Source organism: Methylotenera sp. E1MeOHC1 (assembly GCF_058745595.1).
The window spans coordinates 555,092-570,037 of record NZ_CP196025.1; the positions used below are offsets into that span (position 1 = coordinate 555,092).

Annotated in this window: 15 protein-coding genes; 6 read left to right on the forward strand and 9 right to left on the reverse strand. The window is 45.3% G+C overall.

Annotation, left to right across the window (positions count from 1 at the left end):
• Positions 1–2: 2 nt before the first annotated feature.
• The 3 genes from ACSSU7_RS02520 to gloB all read right to left on the reverse strand — a co-directional run bounded on the left by ACSSU7_RS02520 (position 3) and on the right by gloB (position 4,351).
• Positions 3–1,658 carry a peptide-binding protein gene (locus ACSSU7_RS02520; RefSeq protein ID WP_492517169.1) on the reverse strand — a complete coding sequence of 552 codons (1,656 nt, stop codon included), beginning with the start codon at positions 1,656–1,658 and terminating at the stop codon, positions 3–5.
• 31 nt (positions 1,659–1,689) lie between these two features.
• A complete protein-coding gene (locus ACSSU7_RS02525; RefSeq protein WP_492517170.1) occupies positions 1,690–3,456 on the reverse strand; it encodes a LysM peptidoglycan-binding domain-containing protein in 1,767 nt (588 codons plus the stop codon).
• Positions 3,457–3,562: 106 nt separating this feature from the next.
• Positions 3,563–4,351: a hydroxyacylglutathione hydrolase gene (gloB, locus tag ACSSU7_RS02530; RefSeq protein ID WP_492517171.1), complete on the reverse strand. Its 789-nt coding sequence runs from the start codon at positions 4,349–4,351 to the stop codon at positions 3,563–3,565.
• A 66-nt stretch (positions 4,352–4,417) separates the two neighbouring features.
• Here gloB and ACSSU7_RS02535 point away from each other — a divergent pair, with 66 nt between their 5' ends.
• Positions 4,418–5,206, forward strand: a complete 789-nt coding sequence (locus ACSSU7_RS02535) for a class I SAM-dependent methyltransferase (RefSeq protein WP_492517172.1) — start codon at positions 4,418–4,420, stop codon at positions 5,204–5,206.
• 54 nt (positions 5,207–5,260) lie between these two features.
• Here the strand turns inward: ACSSU7_RS02535 and ACSSU7_RS02540 are convergent, their stop codons facing one another.
• The 3 genes from ACSSU7_RS02540 to ACSSU7_RS02550 form a co-directional block, all read right to left on the reverse strand.
• Complete coding sequence (locus ACSSU7_RS02540; RefSeq protein ID WP_492517173.1) at positions 5,261–6,277, reverse strand: CobW family GTP-binding protein; 1,017 nt, start codon at positions 6,275–6,277, stop codon at positions 5,261–5,263.
• A gap of 72 nt (positions 6,278–6,349) precedes the next feature.
• The gene (locus tag ACSSU7_RS02545; RefSeq protein ID WP_492517174.1) at positions 6,350–6,811 is read right to left on the reverse strand and encodes a Fur family transcriptional regulator; all 462 of its coding nucleotides are present in this window, start codon (positions 6,809–6,811) and stop codon (positions 6,350–6,352) included.
• Between the two features lie 27 nt (positions 6,812–6,838).
• Entirely contained in the window at positions 6,839–8,425 is a 1,587-nt protein-coding gene (locus ACSSU7_RS02550) for a protein adenylyltransferase SelO (protein ID WP_492517175.1), read from the reverse strand.
• Between the two features lie 106 nt (positions 8,426–8,531).
• Between ACSSU7_RS02550 and ACSSU7_RS02555 the strand changes: the two genes are divergently transcribed.
• Genes ACSSU7_RS02555 through ACSSU7_RS02575 form a run of 5 tightly spaced genes read left to right on the forward strand, consistent with a single transcriptional unit; the run spans position 8,532 to position 13,400 of the window.
• Positions 8,532–10,439, forward strand: a complete 1,908-nt coding sequence (locus tag ACSSU7_RS02555) for a ribonuclease catalytic domain-containing protein (protein WP_492517176.1) — start codon at positions 8,532–8,534, stop codon at positions 10,437–10,439.
• Complete coding sequence (locus ACSSU7_RS02560) at positions 10,440–11,246, forward strand: polyamine aminopropyltransferase (RefSeq protein WP_492517177.1); 807 nt, start codon at positions 10,440–10,442, stop codon at positions 11,244–11,246.
• Between the two features lie 3 nt (positions 11,247–11,249).
• Positions 11,250–12,497 carry a THUMP domain-containing class I SAM-dependent RNA methyltransferase gene (locus ACSSU7_RS02565; protein ID WP_492517178.1) on the forward strand — a complete coding sequence of 416 codons (1,248 nt, stop codon included), beginning with the start codon at positions 11,250–11,252 and terminating at the stop codon, positions 12,495–12,497.
• Positions 12,498–12,506: 9 nt separating this feature from the next.
• Positions 12,507–12,860, forward strand: coding sequence for a nucleotide pyrophosphohydrolase (locus tag ACSSU7_RS02570; RefSeq protein ID WP_492517179.1), 354 nt, complete (start codon positions 12,507–12,509; stop codon positions 12,858–12,860).
• A gap of 39 nt (positions 12,861–12,899) precedes the next feature.
• A complete protein-coding gene (locus ACSSU7_RS02575) occupies positions 12,900–13,400 on the forward strand; it encodes an aminoacyl-tRNA deacylase (protein WP_492517180.1) in 501 nt (166 codons plus the stop codon).
• A 2-nt stretch (positions 13,401–13,402) separates the two neighbouring features.
• Here ACSSU7_RS02575 and ACSSU7_RS02580 read toward each other — a convergent pair whose 3' ends face one another.
• The 3 genes from ACSSU7_RS02580 to tpx form a co-directional block, all read right to left on the reverse strand.
• Positions 13,403–13,864 (reverse strand): signal peptide prediction, encoded by a 462-nt coding sequence (locus ACSSU7_RS02580; protein WP_492517181.1) that lies wholly within the window; start codon positions 13,862–13,864, stop codon positions 13,403–13,405.
• A gap of 54 nt (positions 13,865–13,918) precedes the next feature.
• On the reverse strand, positions 13,919–14,260 hold the full coding sequence (locus ACSSU7_RS02585; protein ID WP_492517182.1) for a hypothetical protein: 342 nt from the start codon (positions 14,258–14,260) through the stop codon (positions 13,919–13,921).
• An 86-nt stretch (positions 14,261–14,346) separates the two neighbouring features.
• On the reverse strand, positions 14,347–14,847 hold the full coding sequence (tpx, locus tag ACSSU7_RS02590) for a thiol peroxidase (protein WP_015832237.1): 501 nt from the start codon (positions 14,845–14,847) through the stop codon (positions 14,347–14,349).
• Between the last annotated feature and the right edge of the window lie 99 nt (positions 14,848–14,946).

The following is a 14,946-nucleotide window of genomic DNA, read 5'->3' on the forward strand; positions in this document are numbered from 1 at the left end:
AGTTATTGAGTGCTAATTTCATTTCTTCTTAAAGATTGTGGAATATACCAATCTTGTGAGTTATGGCCTATGCCGGCGGGCGGTGCTGGGTCATCAATGCCTTTGACACGCTTATGTATCGCGGTCAAACCATAGCCTGCAGAGAGATAGATGATGGGGCTGTCTTCAAGCAGTATTTCCGCGAACTTGTGGTAAATCACCATGCGCTTATTTGGGTTCAGTTCTAGTCGGCCTTGCTCCAGCAGTGCGTCAATTTTAGGGTTGTTGTAACCGATGAAATTAAATTGGCCAGGTGCTTGCTGGCTGGAGTGCCAAATATTGTATTGGTCCGGATCTAAACCTAAGCCCCAGCCCAATACGACTACATCAAAATCACCAGTTTTAATGAAGCGGCTGATAAAGCTTGCCCATTCTATGGCGCGGATTCTGACGTCAATGCCGACTTCTTTCAGTCTGCGTTGAATCAGCACTGCTGATTTTTCACGCTCTTTATTTTGGTTGGTGATGATTTCAAAGCTAAAAGGTTTACCGTCACGTTCTAATATGCCGTCGCCATTGCTGTCAGTAAAGCCCGCTTCTTTCAGCAAAGCGCGTGCTTTGGCTGGGTCGTAAGGGTAAGGTTGCAGGGCAGGGTTGCTCCAGCGCGTACCCGGTTTGTATGGAGAAGCAATGTTAATGCCTAGCCCTAGGTAAACACCGTCTATGATTTCTTGCTTATCAATAGCGTAATTGATAGCACGCCGTACACGTACGTCATCAAACGGTTTGTGTTTGAGATTAAAGCCCATGTAGGTGTAACTATTGCCGAGTTCTTTATACAGCGCGAGTTTTTTGAGCAATTCAGGGCGGGCAGGGATGATGCGCGAGTATTTAATCGGATCCAGACCCATCAGGTCAATGTTGTCGGCCATTAACTCTAAAAACTGTGCGGAGTTGTCTGGAATGATCCGTGTCACCAAACTATCAATTTGGGCTGGCCCAAGTACAGAATTGGCATTTCTGGAAAGCATCAGGTGTTCGCCATGCTTCCAGTTGTCTAATTTGTAATAGTTACTGCCTACTGGCTTGCGAGCGAATGCAGTGGTGTGCAGGTCTTTACCCTCAAGCAGGTGTTTGGGCAGTATTTGTAGGCCGGCCCAGCTATCTAGGGCTGGTGCATAGGCTTGGGCGTAGGTAACACGAAACGTCTGCGGGTCTGGTGTTTCTGCCTTTTTTACCAGTAAAAAATCAGAAGCGTATGGACTGGCGTTTTTTTCATCGGTCACTGCTTGCCAAGTAAACATTACATCTGCGCTGCTAAGCGGCTGATTGTCTGCCCATTTTAGGTTGGGCTTCAGCTTGAAAGTAATTGTTTTCTGGTCAGGGGATATTTGCCAGCTTTCAGTCAAATCGCCTTCTAGCTCAAGGTTTTTGTCATATTTGAGTAAGCTGTTAAAGATGTTGCTGCTGATTGCTGAGGATGCTGACTCTCCTGCGATCATAGAAATGAGGCCGCTAGGCTCACCTGTCATTGCGTTAATTAATGTGCCGCCAGAGACTTTAGGTGAGTTAACGTTGTAATCAATCTGATTTTGCTGGTCAGTGGTCGCACCACACCCTGTAATAACTAAGGCGAGTAACAGGCTGGTTGTGGTGTGTAGACTGAATAGTGGCGGCATTGGCAGTATTTATCTATTAAACGTTATGCTGTTATTGGATGATCAGCTTGGCGCCAGGGGTAATATGGCTGGATGATTTTTTGTTCCAACGTTTAAGGTCTGCCACTGCCACATCAAATTTATCAGCAATGCTGTGTAATGTGTCACCACGTTTAACGATATAAGTTTGTTTCTTTTCTACCGATTGACTCTTGCCTGCAGACTTTTTAGGAGTAGCCGTCTCTTTTGCGTCAGAAACATCAATACTCAACACTTGCCCAGTTTTTAGTTTGCCATTACGTAAGGTATTAGCTGCCAATATTTGTTTAACGCTAACGCCGTAGTATTTGGCAATCGATTGCATCACCTCACCTTTTTTCACCTTGTGCGTGATGGTTTGTTTTTGTGGCGCTACGTTCTCTATTTCATGATCCTCAATTACCGTTAGTGGCGCATCGTCATTTGCGTCAGATTTAGGCACCAAGATGGTTGTGCTTTTTTTCATTTTAGCTTGCGCGGACAAATCATTGACGTCTCTTAGCTGTGCTAGATTCATGCCAAACTTGTTGGCGATTTTATCCATGCTTTCACCGCGTTTTGCCTGATAAGTTTGCCAGTTTACTAAAGGCTTTTCGTAGTTAGCGAGATTGGTTCTAAAGGTTTGTGCTGCCATAATCGGCAACAATAGTTCCAGGTTTTCACGATCACTATTAATCAGCGGGCGGTCATAGCTCGGGTTGAGCGCAAGAAACTCTTCATGATTAATTTCCGCAAGCTTGGCGACTAAATGGGTATCGATGCGCGCTGGCGCGCTTACTTTGGCAAAATAAGGTGTATTAGCAATGGTTGGTATCTTTAGCCCGTAATTACTAGGGTCTGTCATCAAGTTCTTGACTGCCTGTAATTTAGGCACATAGTTCTTGGTTTCATCTGATAGGTTCAGGCTTTCGTAGTCTGTGGGCAGGCCAAGTTTACGGTTGCGTTCGATGGCTCGTCCAACGGTGCCTTCGCCTGCATTGTAGGCGGCGAGCGCTAAATCCCAAGCACCAAACATAGCGTGCAGCTTTTGCAGATAAGTAAGGGCTGCGTCGGTAGCCATGGTGATGTTGCGTCTGTTATCCACCCACCAGTTTTGCTTTAAGCCAAAATGTTTGCCTGTAGACGGAATAAATTGCCAGATGCCAGACGCGCTGCTTTTTGAGTAAGCTTTAGGGTTGTATGCACTCTCAATCATTGGCAAAAGTGCAATTTCGGTTGGCATGCCGCGTTTTTCAACTTCCTCAACGATATGGAATAAATAGCGTTGGCTACGTTCGACCATGCGTTGTACATAGTCTGGGCGCGAGCTGTACCATTCCTCGTGTTTAGTAGTGAGTGCAGAGGTTGAATCTGGCATGGCATAGCCATTTTTAATGCGTTGCCATAGATCATCATGTTGCGTTGCAGATTGATCTAATGTCGTAGTGCTGGCTTCGCTGTTTGTGCTGGTTTTATTGTCTTTGATGTTGATTTCAAAGCTATCTGCTAGGCGTCCGCCTCGTGAAGGTTTTTGGCTTTGCAGCTCTTTACTGGCTTCCGGTTTGCTGCCTAAATCTCGCATGGCTGGTTTAAACGAGTCATCTGAGAAAATAATAATCTCATCACCAGCAACATTAGAAATAGTGTTTGATTCTGCATACGATGCTGTGCTGAACAACATGACTGTAGTGGCTAAGCTGATGAGCAGTGTGGACTGGAGCGTGCGTACTAAACTAACAATAGTTTGGATGGCAGGAGTTTGAATAGATTGACCAATGCGTAAGAAAAATTGAATACCCATAAAAACGCTCTTGTTCATCATAATGCAACATAGTAACGAACGTGTGTTCGCAAAGTCAAGTTAAAATCACCGTAAAATGCTTTATAAATATTGTCTATCTTCATGATTAATATGAGTTTCTAAGCGATCTCATTGCGCTGAATGTTTGTAAGTTAGTTGCTGTTTCAGTATTTAATGATGCTTGAATTTCAGGCATATGGCAGCGTAAAAATGGATTCGTTTCCAGTTCTAAAGCAAGGGTAGAGGGTAGGGTGGGTTGGCCTGATGTTCTCAGTATTTTTGCATCCTGTTGGCGTTTAACTAGCGACGGGTTGCCGGGCTCTAAACTGAGTGCAAAGTTAATGTTGTGCAAGGTGTACTCATGCGTGCAGTACACTTGCGTGCTAGCAGGGAGTGCTGCCAGCTTTTGCAGTGATGCCATCATTTGTGCCGGTGTCCCTTCAAACAGTCTGCCGCAGCCAGCGCCAAATAAGGTGTCGCCGCAAAATAGCCATTGCTGTTCTTGATTTTCAATGTAATAAGCGATATGGCCAAGTGTATGCCCTGGTACATCAATCACTTTTGCGTGGCTTATCCAATCACCCAAATACAGTTGCTCTGGCTCGCTCACAGGCTTATGTGCAAATGTGTACTGTTCTAATTTTGGGGCAAAAACTTCTACATTAGGATATGTTCTTAATAGTAAATCCACCCCGCCGATATGATCTTGATGGTGGTGAGTAATTAAGATGGTTTGTAAATCTAGGCCAAGTTGATTTAGGGTGTTAATGACAGGTGTAGCATCTCCGGGGTCCACCACAATGGCTTTGCGCTGGTTGTGAATAAGCCACAGGTAATTGTCATTAAAAGCCGTGATTGGAATAATTTGTATTGGATGTTGTATATCGTCTATCATCTGTTTAAGTATATTACTTTACTAAAATTTAGTTTGTTTTAATTCAATTAAAGTGACATCAACGCTATGAGTCAGCTACTAAATACATCAGCACCGCAGCACCCGGAGTATCAATGGCTAAATTCAGCACTTGGTCGTTACTTGCAACATGAAGAGCAAGTGCTATACGATCAGGCAGTGGTCGATTTGTTTGGGTTTAATGCATTGCAAATCGGTTGTTTGCAAATGGATTTGCTACGCAGCTCACGTATAGCGCACCGATATAGATCTACAGAGTATGCTAATGCAATGGAGTTCCCGCATTTGTATTGCAGCGATGATTTTTTGCCTATTGCAGATGCTAGTTTGGATTTATTAATTTTACCGCACCGGCTTGAGTTTAGTGAGCGCCCCCACCAGACGCTACGCGAAGCAGCGCGTGTGATGATGCCGGAAGGGCATTTGTTGATATCAGGCTTTAATCCACTGAGTTTGTGGGGCATGGCGTTATTCTTGAGAAATTTACTGCACAACAATGATGCCGCTGCGAAAACATTTCCGTGGAATGGTAGTTTTATTGGCTTGGGTCGTTTAAAAGACTGGTTAGCCTTGCTAGGGTTTGAGGTGATTTCGGTACAAATGTGTTGTCATACCCCACCCTGTGAGCAAGAGTCTTGGCATCGCCGTTTTGGCTTTATGGATAAGCTTGGCGCAAAATGGTTATCGGCAATTGGCGGGGTATATTTTATTGTGGCCAAAAAACGTGTAGCAGGCATGACGCCACTGAAGCCTAGCTGGAAAACAGTGCCAGTAAAACCGAATTTGGTGGTACGTCCTACACAACGTAAGCCTAGTCAACGTGGGCGTTCTGACTAGCTCTGATATGGCAAAGTATCAGAGTTTTTAATCTATGAATTAGCCGTAAATCAGTTAAATCTGCATCAATGCTTTTCTAATTTCAGCTTCATCAATATCTTTACCAATAATGACGATGCGCGACATTGCGTCTTCTTCATCCCAACCCTCCAGCAATGTGGGTGGGTAGGGGGTGAAGTGCACTGCATGAATCGCCAGCGGTGCGGGCTGGTCTTCCGCGTGAATAATGCCTTTTAAACGTAATAGTTTTGCGCCATGGGTTTGGCACAGTTTCAAAATCACAGGTTTTAAATCGCGCCAGTTCAGCGGCTTGGGCATGGTGACGGTAAAGCTGGTGATACCGTCCTGATGTGGTTTTTGCGGTAACGTGCCTTTAGGCGCACTAATTTTACTTGGGGTGCGTAACCAGCGTTGCGGTGTTGCAGTTTTGCCTGTGGGGTCAAATAAGCCAACATCAATGATGTTATCCGGGTTGATTTCTCCATGTTGAATCAAATGTTGATTAGCACCTGGGTTAATTTCTGCTAGTTTCTCCTGTAGCGCCTGTACCTGTGACGGTTCTGCGATATCGGTTTTAGTCAGCAGCAGAACATCGGCTACAGCGGCCTGCTTGAGTGCTTCTACATTGTTTTCTAATTGACTTAAACCATAAACGCTATCAATAGTGACTACCACGGCATCTAGCCTGAAAGTGGACTCAATCACCGGCTCGTTCATTAAATTACCCAAAATCGGGCCGGGGTCAGCCATGCCGGTGGTTTCTATCACTAAGCGGTTAAATTGCGGAATCGCCTGTAGCGCACGTTTAAAGAATAAATCGCGCATAGTGTCCGCCAGCTCGTTTTTTAAGGTACAGCAGACGCAGCCTGAGTTCAATAATACGGTGTTATCTGCAATATGCTCACTATCTACCTGCGTAGCCAGAATATGGTCTAGGCCTGTTTCACCAAGTTCATTAATGATGACGGCAGAATCATGCATTTTAGGGTCACTCAACAGCTTATTGAGTAAAGTGGTTTTGCCAGAGCCTAGAAAGCCTGTGAGCAGTGTAACGGGGATGCGTTTATCCATAGGTCGAGATTTATCTTAATGTTGAATTTATTTAGCGTTTAAATTTGTTGGGGGTATTGCTCAAGTTGAATGTCAGCGTGTTTGTGTGTTGCAGTGCTGACACAAGCCTTTGATATTAATATCAATAGATTCAACATGATACAGCTCTAATACTTGTTTTGGAAACTGCGGTTTTACTTCATGTATGCAGGTGACTTCACCACACGAGGTGCAGTGCAGGTGAGCATGCTGGTGTGCGTTCGGTAGTAGCTGCTTTTCGTCCGCATTGGCTTCGCTACGTGTATAAGTATTGTGTGAAAACTGGAACTTCCATGCGCGGTTTTCACCTGAAATCTTATGAATCAGATGGTGTTCTGTTAGCCAATCTAGCACGCGGTAAATGGTGACGCGATCAAACTCTTTTTGGCTGGCCATCTGCTCTAAAATTTCAGAGTGGCTCAATGCGGTGCGTGCGCTGGTAAGTACTGTTAGTACGGCAAGGCGCGCTTTGGTTGACCTTAAGCCGGCATCAGTAAAAATTTGTTGTGTGTTCATGAGTAACTGTGGTGAATTAGGGGCGCATTATGAACTACAGGAGAGCATGGAACAACCCGCTTTATGTCTTGCCCAATCCGGGCGCTTTTGTTCAAATCTTTCCATGCCAGCTTGTTCTGTATAAGGGCTGCGCAGCAATTTAAGCAGCGCTTCAATCATGCTGGTGTCGCCTTGATCGGCTAAATCAATTGCTTCTTGCGCTAGGTAATTACGCAACACATAACGCGGGTTATGGCTAGCCATGCGTGCGTGCCTTACTGTTGCTGATTCAGCACTTTGCAATATGCGTTTTGCATATAGGGCTAACCAATCATTAAAGTCTGCCTCAAAGTTTTTATAGCCTTGCTCGGTATAAAACGCGATTTTTAAATCTACGATATTCGGTGTTGCTAAATCAATATGTGGTAAATGGGTGAAAAATAAGGTCATATCCACTTCAGCACGGGTCATCAGCTCAAAGCAGCGGTTAATCATTTCACCATCAGCTTCTTGCCAATCATCAAGTCCGAACTTACCCACTAATGCGTCTATCAAGCTTTGTGTATATACGGCCTCATACTGGTCTAGCGCATGATTTAGACCAACGGCATCCGGCAAAATGGTTGATAGTGCATCGGCAAGGCGCTCTAAATTCCAGCGCCCAATATCATGCTGCCGACCAAAGCAATAACGCTTGCCTTGAGCATCAGTTGTGTTCGGTGTCCAGCCTGGGTCAAAATTATCTACCCAACCGTAAGGGCCGTAGTCAATGGTGAGACCAGTAATCGACATGTTGTCTGTATTCATCACGCCGTGCACAAAGCCTACGCGCATCCAGTGTGCAATCATGCGCGCTGTGCGTGCGCATATTTCTGTAAACCACGCTTCAATGAGTGATGCAGAGGGTTCATCTTTGGTTAAGCTGTGTGTTTGTTGCTTTAACCAGTCGCTAAAGTCGCGATCTATCGTAAAGCTAATCATTTGTTTTAAAAGCGCATGGTTGCCACGGCTGGCTAATAGCTCAAAATGCCCAAAGCGCGTAAACGATGGCGCTACGCGGCAAACAATGGCGCCTTGCTCCATTTGAGGATTACCGTCATAAAACATATCACGTACTACTTGGTCGCCTGTCTTTACTAAGCTTAATGCGCGGGTAGTTGGCACGCCTAAGTAGTACATGGCTTCGCTGCATAAAAACTCACGTAATGAAGAACGTAACACGGCACGGCCATCGGCACGGCGTGAGTAGGGTGTTTCGCCAGCACCTTTGAGTTGCAGTTCAAAGCGCTGGTTGTTCTGAATCAGCTCGCCTAAATAAATGGCACGGCCATCGCCTAATTGCCCAGCCCAATTGCCAAATTGATGACCGCCATAACAAGTGGCATAGGGCTGCATTCCTTCCAGTAGCTGATTGCCGCCTAAAGCACTCACCATGGCTGGGTCGTGCATATCGGCATCAGACAGCCCCAGCATCTCAGCAACATCGCTTGAATAGGCCATTAGGGACGGGGCTTTCACCGGTGTAGGCATGACGCTGGACCAGAGTGCATCTTTTACTTGGCGTGTGTAGTTGGCGGTCACTGCGTCGCCTGGGAGTTCTCTGTAAAAGCGATTATCAAAATTAAGTGTTCTCATACCTGCATTTTAGATGGTTTGGCTTACTTAAAGTTACAATTTTTTGCAGTGAATCATAGGCTAGCTCATGTATCATTGCGGTTATATTGGAAATAGAAAAAACGGAATGAACGTATTTTACGAAGAAGACGGCAACTTTAAAGTTGCCAGCATCATGAGCGAGGCTGAAAGCTCGATGCAAGTTGAATCAATTAGCGGAAAACGTAGCAAAATCAAGGCGGCTAATGCGTTGCTGCGCTTTGAGGCGCCATTGTCTGGCTTTTTAGAAACCGCACAAGCTGAGGCAGATAAACTTGAGCTTGATTTCCTGTGGGAATGTTGCGGCGAGGCCGAGTTTAACTTTGAAGACTTTGCGCAGGAATATTACGGTAAAAAACCAACGCATTTAGAGGCGGCTGCTATTGCTGTTCGCCTGCACAGTGCGCCGGTTTATTTTAACCGCAAGGGTAAGGGCCGCTATAAGGCGGCGCCCGCAGATATTTTAAAAGCGGCATTAGCCGGGCTGGAAAAGAAGCGTTTGTTAGCAGAAAAAATGGCTGGTTATGTGGAGCAGCTAAAAGCGCTGACCATGCCAGAAGAGTTAATGCAAAAGCGCGATATGCTGCTGTACGAGCCAGATAAAAACGCATTTGAATTTAAAGTGTTAGATACGGCTGCCGGTGCCTTGCATTTGAGCCACCTTAAATTGTTGCATGCCTGCGGTGCGATTCCTTCCGTGCATGATTATCACTTGGGTGCTTTTTTACGCGAGTATTTTGCAAAAGGCGAGGCGTTTACCGATGAGCAATTATCGGCCTTGTCTGCGGGTATCAGCTTTGATTTACCTATGGCCGAAGCTGAGGCATTTAGTATCGACGATAGCACCACCACTGAGATTGATGATGCTTTCTCTATCCGCCAGCTTGACGATGGCCTAACGTGCGTAGGTATACATATTGCCGCGCCAGCATTGGGTATTGATGTAGATAGCCCTTTAGACCTTGCTGCGATGCACCGATTGTCCACGGTTTACATGCCTGGTCATAAAATCACCATGCTGCCGGAGTCGGCTATTCGTCCGTTTAGCTTAGATGAAGGGCAGATTAAGCCGGTACTGTCGATGTATCTGCATGTGAATCCTGACCTTACTATCGCACAGCGCCACAGTAAAGTGGAGTTGATTAAGGTGGCAGAAAACCTGCGGCATGACGCGTTGGAGCCATATTTTAACGAAACCACGCTGGCGGCAGATAGTGGCCACCCGTATTGGTCTAAGTTATTGTTCTTATTTAATTTGGCAGAATCTTTAGAAAAAGCACGCGGCAAATATGACCCAACAAAACCGCCGCAGGTAGATTACAACTTTTATGTGAATGACGGCAAAGTGAGCATCGTAGGGCGCCATCGTGGCTCGCCTATGGATAAACTAGTGGCCGAGTTGATGATTGAAGCCAATAGCCAATGGGGTGCGTTATTAGCCAGCCACCAAGTGCCGGGTTTATACCGTGCGCAAATGGGCGGCAAAGTTTACATGACCACTAAGGCCGAGCCGCACCAAGGCTTGGGTGTTGCACAATATTCATGGAGCACATCACCTTTACGCCGCGCAGTTGATCTTATAAACCAGCGACAAATTATCAGTGTGGTGCAAAATCAGCCACCGGTTTACCCGCAAAACAGTGATGCTCTCACCACACATATGCGTAACTTTGAGCTTACCTATAAAGCGTACAGCGAGTTTCAGATTCGTATGGAGCGCTATTGGTGCTTGCAGTATTTGATTCAAGAAGACATTCAAGAAGTACACGCCACGGTATGGCGCGAAAACTTGGTGCGCTTGGATAATCTACCGTATATGACCAAAGTCTACGGCCTGCCGGAGTTAAAAGTGGGTACGCGTGTGAGTTTGCAAGTGCAAGAAGTGGATACGCTGATGATGGAACTGCGGACTAAGTTCCTGCAAGTGTTAGAGAATGAAGCAGCCGTTACCGAAATACCTGCCGAGGATGAGGGAACTGAAGTGGAGGCAGCTTAAGTGTTTACTGCGGCAAAAAAAATGCTAAAAGGCTTTGCGCATGCAGCTTTGAGTGAAGCCGTCGATGTTAGTGAGCTGAATGGGGTGCGCGCACTGCATTTAGGTTCTGCTACCGTACAAAGTGCCATGCGGATTAGAGAGCCGTTTGAGCTGGAGCTCACTTATACGCGTGCTATTATGTGTTTTTTGTTGTTTCACAGTAACGTTAGGCACATGCTGACGATAGGACTGGGTGGCGGCTCAGTTGCTAAGTATGTTTATGCACACTGCCCGGAAATTAAGGGTACTGTCGTTGAAATTAACCCTAGAATCATCCAAGTGGCTAAAAATCAGTTCTTTGTGCCAGATAATGATGAAAAGTTTGAGGTAATCGAGGGTGACGGCTTAGTTTATTTAGCTGAGCACACAGAAGTAGCTGACGTTTTATTTATTGATGCTTTTGATAGCAACGGCATTCCCCCGAACTTTTGTAGCCAAGACTTTTTTGACCAATGCGCGCAAACCTTAAAAGATGATGGCGTATTTGTGATTAACCTCTGGGGTAGTGATAAAAAATTTGATGTGTATCTGACTAGAATCGAGCAAAGTTTTAATCAGCGTGTGCTGATATTGCGCACTGGCAAGCCTGGCAATATTGCCGTATTTGGCTTTAAGCAAGGCATTGCAGATTTAAGGCTAAATGGCCTGCGCGACCGCGCAAAGTTATTAGAAAAGACACACAAAATTGAATTTATGCAGTTTGTAGAAAAACTGGCAGACAATAACAATAGTAGTAATAACCGAATATTTATGAAAAGCGATCGTTAATTTATGGCACTTGATAAAAACAGCCCGCGTGACCAACGCAGCCCACGTGAACCGCAGGGTCAGCAAAATAGACCAGCGCAGCCAAACAGGCAAGCGCCTAATCGCTACTTTGCTACCTGTCCACGCGGTTTAGAGCAACTGCTGGCGGATGAGCTTAAGCAAGTTAGCGCAAAAGTGGTGAATGTGACTGATGGTGGTGTGAGCTTTGATGGTGATTGGTCAGTGTGCTATGCGGCTAACCTGCATTCGCGCATTGCCACCCGTATTTTGTGGCAAGTTGGGCGCGGTAAATACCTGAATGAGGAAGACTTGTTCAATGCCGCTTACAAAATGAACTGGCCGCAATGGTTTGATGTAAAACATGACTTTATGGTGAAAGTAACAGGCGTTAAGTGCCCATTAAAAAGCCTAGAGTTTGCAACGCTAAAAATTAAAGACGCGGTTTGCGATAAATTCAGGTTAGCAGTAGGTAGCCGTCCTTACATTGATACTAAAACACCAAGTGTACGTATCCATGCTTACCTAACTACAGATGAGTATCAATATTATGTTGATACCTCAGGCGCAGCTCTATACCAGCGCGGCAACCGCGGCGCGAGCATTGAAGCGCCATTGCGTGAAAACTTAGCCGCAGGCATTTTAAAACTCACAGGCTGGCAAGCAGGCCAACCATTGTTAGATCCAATGTGTGGCAGCGGTACCTTCCTGTTAGAAGCAGCCATGATGGCACTTGAAATGGCACCAGGTATTAAACGTGAATTTGGTTTTGAAAAACTTAAAACGTTTGAATCAGACACTTGGAAAAAGATTAAAAACCAAGCGTTAAGCAAAGTTAAAAAAGTCAGTTTCCAGAAAATATACGGCTCCGATATGGATTTGCGCGCAGTACGCGTGACCAAGCAAAACCTGGAAGCTGCCGGTTTGTTAGATGCGGTGCAAGTGTCGCATGTTGATATGTTAAACGTGATTCCACCAGCTGATCATGGGGTGTTAGTGGCTAACCCGCCATATGGCGTGCGTATTGGTGAAGATGAAGCGCTCACCTTGCTCTACCCAAAAATGGGCGAAACGCTTAAACACAAATTTGCGGGCTGGAACACTTACTTCCTCACCAATGATTTACGCATGCCCAAGCTAATGCGCCTTTCACCAAGTAAAAAAACGCCGCTATTTAATGGCCCATTAGAGTGCCGCTTATTCGAAATTAAAATGGTGGCAGGCTCTAACCGAAAAGATAAACCAGAGGCATAAGGAAACCACATGGCAGACTCATTAGATGCACTAAGAGCCCGCGTCAATGCATTTGTCACCGAGCGTGATTGGGCGCAGTTTCACTCACCTAAAAACCTCGCCATGGCCATGATAGTAGAGGCAGGCGAGGTGGTAGAGCATTTTCAGTGGATGACAGAAGATGAAAGCCGTAATTTAGACGCCGAGACTAAAGAGCAAGTTGGGCAAGAGCTTTCTGATACCTTGGTTTATTTGTTACGGATTGCCGAAGTTTGCGGTGTTGATTTAATTGAAGCCGCCAATAAAAAAATAGATTTGAACGCGCAAAAATATCCAGTAGAAAAATGCAAAGGCAGCAACGCTAAATACAGCGCGTATGAATAACCAGCCTATTGATTAGTACTATTGTTTTAGGGGCAAAAGATGAGTAATACAATTCAATCTCCAGTAACCCAGTTGCTTGAACAGCAAGGAGTTGCTTTTGACGTCATCGAAATTCCTTTAAGTGAAGATAAAAAGCCAATACGCAGCTTAGAAGAACTGCTCAGTAGCAAAGGGTTAAATCCTAATGCTGTCTTGCGCAGCGTTGTGTTCAGGGGTGAGTCTGGTCAGTTTGTATTGCTGGCCGTAGCTGGTGGCGGCCGTGCTGATTGGGGCGTACTACGCAAACACCTAAATGAGCGTAAATTGCGTATGGCAGAGTATGACGAAGTGCCAGAAGCCACAGGCTATGTGGTTGGCGCGGTGCCGCCAATTGCGCTGCCAGAAACGGTACGTGTCCTAGTAGATAAAAGCGTGCGCAATTATGAGACTGTGGTCATCGGGAGTGGAGTGTTGGGCTATGCGCTAGCACTTAACACTGAGGCTTTATTGACCTTATTTGCAGGTGCAGATGAAGGCGAGTTTGTTAAGGTTGAAGCTTAGGGCTAGCTGGCGCCATGAGATGTTTCACTAGATGAGCTAGCCTGTAACTTTTGCTTAGCTTCTTCAGCATAGGCCTGCTTTTCAAAGCAGTTGTTCCAGTAACCATTACGCCCATGACACACTTCCCACAGGCTAGACAAAGCATAGGCCGGCAAAAATAATACTCCCCATCGCTCGTATTGCCTAACATGTACATGCTCATGCGCTCGCAGTGCGCTAAGCTCGTTGTGGCATGTACCTAAAATAACATGACCAACTGTTATCGCGCCAAAGCAGAATGGACGGGGGCGTGATGCAAAGAAATTGCCCACCCAGCCGCCATGAAATTCAGCTACTCCATCCATAAAGTGCACTCTGCCACCAAAAACAATCATTACCAGCCCAAGCAATATACCCAGCAATGTGTTGGGTGCAGCCCAGGCATATGCAATTAGCTTGGAAAGTGTTCTGAGATATGTGCTCATAAAGGCTAATGTTTGCATTGATGGCGTCATTAGTCGCCCACTTGACGGAGTAAATTAACGAATAATTGCCATGATTAAAGAAAGCACAAAAAATCCCCATCCCAAATATCTAAAAACATTGGCAAATAACTTGTAGTTTGTTTCGTTGTTCCGTCTATCGTAGTGATCAACGACAACTGACAGCATAACTAAACAGGCGCAAATAAATGCTGCATACATTATCCACGCGGGAACGTCATGGAGATGGACGCCTTTAGATCGCTTACCAGGGATGTATAAGTCATTAACCCAGACACCATATGCGCCATAAGCTGCCAGTAAAATCGAAAAAGCAATATTTTGCATTCTTTCATTAGCTGGAATGTGGTTAGGGGTGTAGTCGATATCTTTATGCATAACGTCAATTGAGTATTCGTGAAAAGTGCTCAATAAAAAAGCCCAGCAAATTAATCTGCTGGGCTTTTGTTATTCAAACGTACAACTTATAAAACAGCTAAAGCTGCTTCGTAGTTAGGCTCGTCTGCAATTTCAGCTACTAGTTCGCTGTGTAATACTTTGTTGTGTTCATCTAGCACTACAACTGCTCGTGCTGTTAAGCCAGCTAGGCTGCTGTCTGTAATGAATACACCGTAATCTGTTGCAAATTTAGCTGTATTGCGGAATGTAGATAATGTCACTACATTTTCAATGCCTTCTGCGCCACAAAAGCGGCTTTGTGCGAAAGGTAAGTCTGCAGAAATACATAACACTACGGTGTTAGCAACGCTGCTCGCTTTTTGGTTAAATGTACGTACAGAAGTTGCGCAAGTCGGTGTGTCGATGCTTGGGAAAATGTTTAATACTTTGCGTTTGCCAGAGAATGCATCGAGTGATTGTGTCACGCGTTTTGCATCGGCTAGTTCAAAGTTTGGTGCTGTTTGGCCTACTTGTGGCAGGTTACCGCCTACGTTAACTGGGCCGCCTTTGAGGGTCACTGTTGCCATGCTTAATTCTCCTTTGTTATAAAGTGGCTAACTTTATCGTTTATAGTTAAAGCAATCAACCATAAGTGCATTGTGGGTTAGTAGTATACTGCCCATTTA

Excerpts from the sequence above, each read along its gene's own strand:
- ACSSU7_RS02520 (WP_492517169.1), bottom strand. The coding sequence starts at position 1,658 with ATGCCGCCACTATTCAGTCTACACACCACAACCAGCCTGTTACTCGCC.
- ACSSU7_RS02525 (WP_492517170.1), bottom strand. The coding sequence starts at position 3,456 with ATGGGTATTCAATTTTTCTTACGCATTGGTCAATCTATTCAAACTCCT.
- gloB (WP_492517171.1), bottom strand. The coding sequence starts at position 4,351 with ATGATAGACGATATACAACATCCAATACAAATTATTCCAATCACGGCT.
- ACSSU7_RS02535 (WP_492517172.1), top strand. The coding sequence starts at position 4,418 with ATGAGTCAGCTACTAAATACATCAGCACCGCAGCACCCGGAGTATCAA.
- ACSSU7_RS02540 (WP_492517173.1), bottom strand. The coding sequence starts at position 6,277 with ATGGATAAACGCATCCCCGTTACACTGCTCACAGGCTTTCTAGGCTCT.
- ACSSU7_RS02545 (WP_492517174.1), bottom strand. The coding sequence starts at position 6,811 with ATGAACACACAACAAATTTTTACTGATGCCGGCTTAAGGTCAACCAAA.
- ACSSU7_RS02550 (WP_492517175.1), bottom strand. The coding sequence starts at position 8,425 with ATGAGAACACTTAATTTTGATAATCGCTTTTACAGAGAACTCCCAGGC.
- ACSSU7_RS02555 (WP_492517176.1), top strand. The coding sequence starts at position 8,532 with ATGAACGTATTTTACGAAGAAGACGGCAACTTTAAAGTTGCCAGCATC.
- ACSSU7_RS02565 (WP_492517178.1), top strand. The coding sequence starts at position 11,250 with ATGGCACTTGATAAAAACAGCCCGCGTGACCAACGCAGCCCACGTGAA.
- ACSSU7_RS02570 (WP_492517179.1), top strand. The coding sequence starts at position 12,507 with ATGGCAGACTCATTAGATGCACTAAGAGCCCGCGTCAATGCATTTGTC.
- ACSSU7_RS02575 (WP_492517180.1), top strand. The coding sequence starts at position 12,900 with ATGAGTAATACAATTCAATCTCCAGTAACCCAGTTGCTTGAACAGCAA.
- ACSSU7_RS02580 (WP_492517181.1), bottom strand. The coding sequence starts at position 13,864 with ATGAGCACATATCTCAGAACACTTTCCAAGCTAATTGCATATGCCTGG.
- ACSSU7_RS02585 (WP_492517182.1), bottom strand. The coding sequence starts at position 14,260 with ATGCATAAAGATATCGACTACACCCCTAACCACATTCCAGCTAATGAA.
- tpx (WP_015832237.1), bottom strand. The coding sequence starts at position 14,847 with ATGGCAACAGTGACCCTCAAAGGCGGCCCAGTTAACGTAGGCGGTAAC.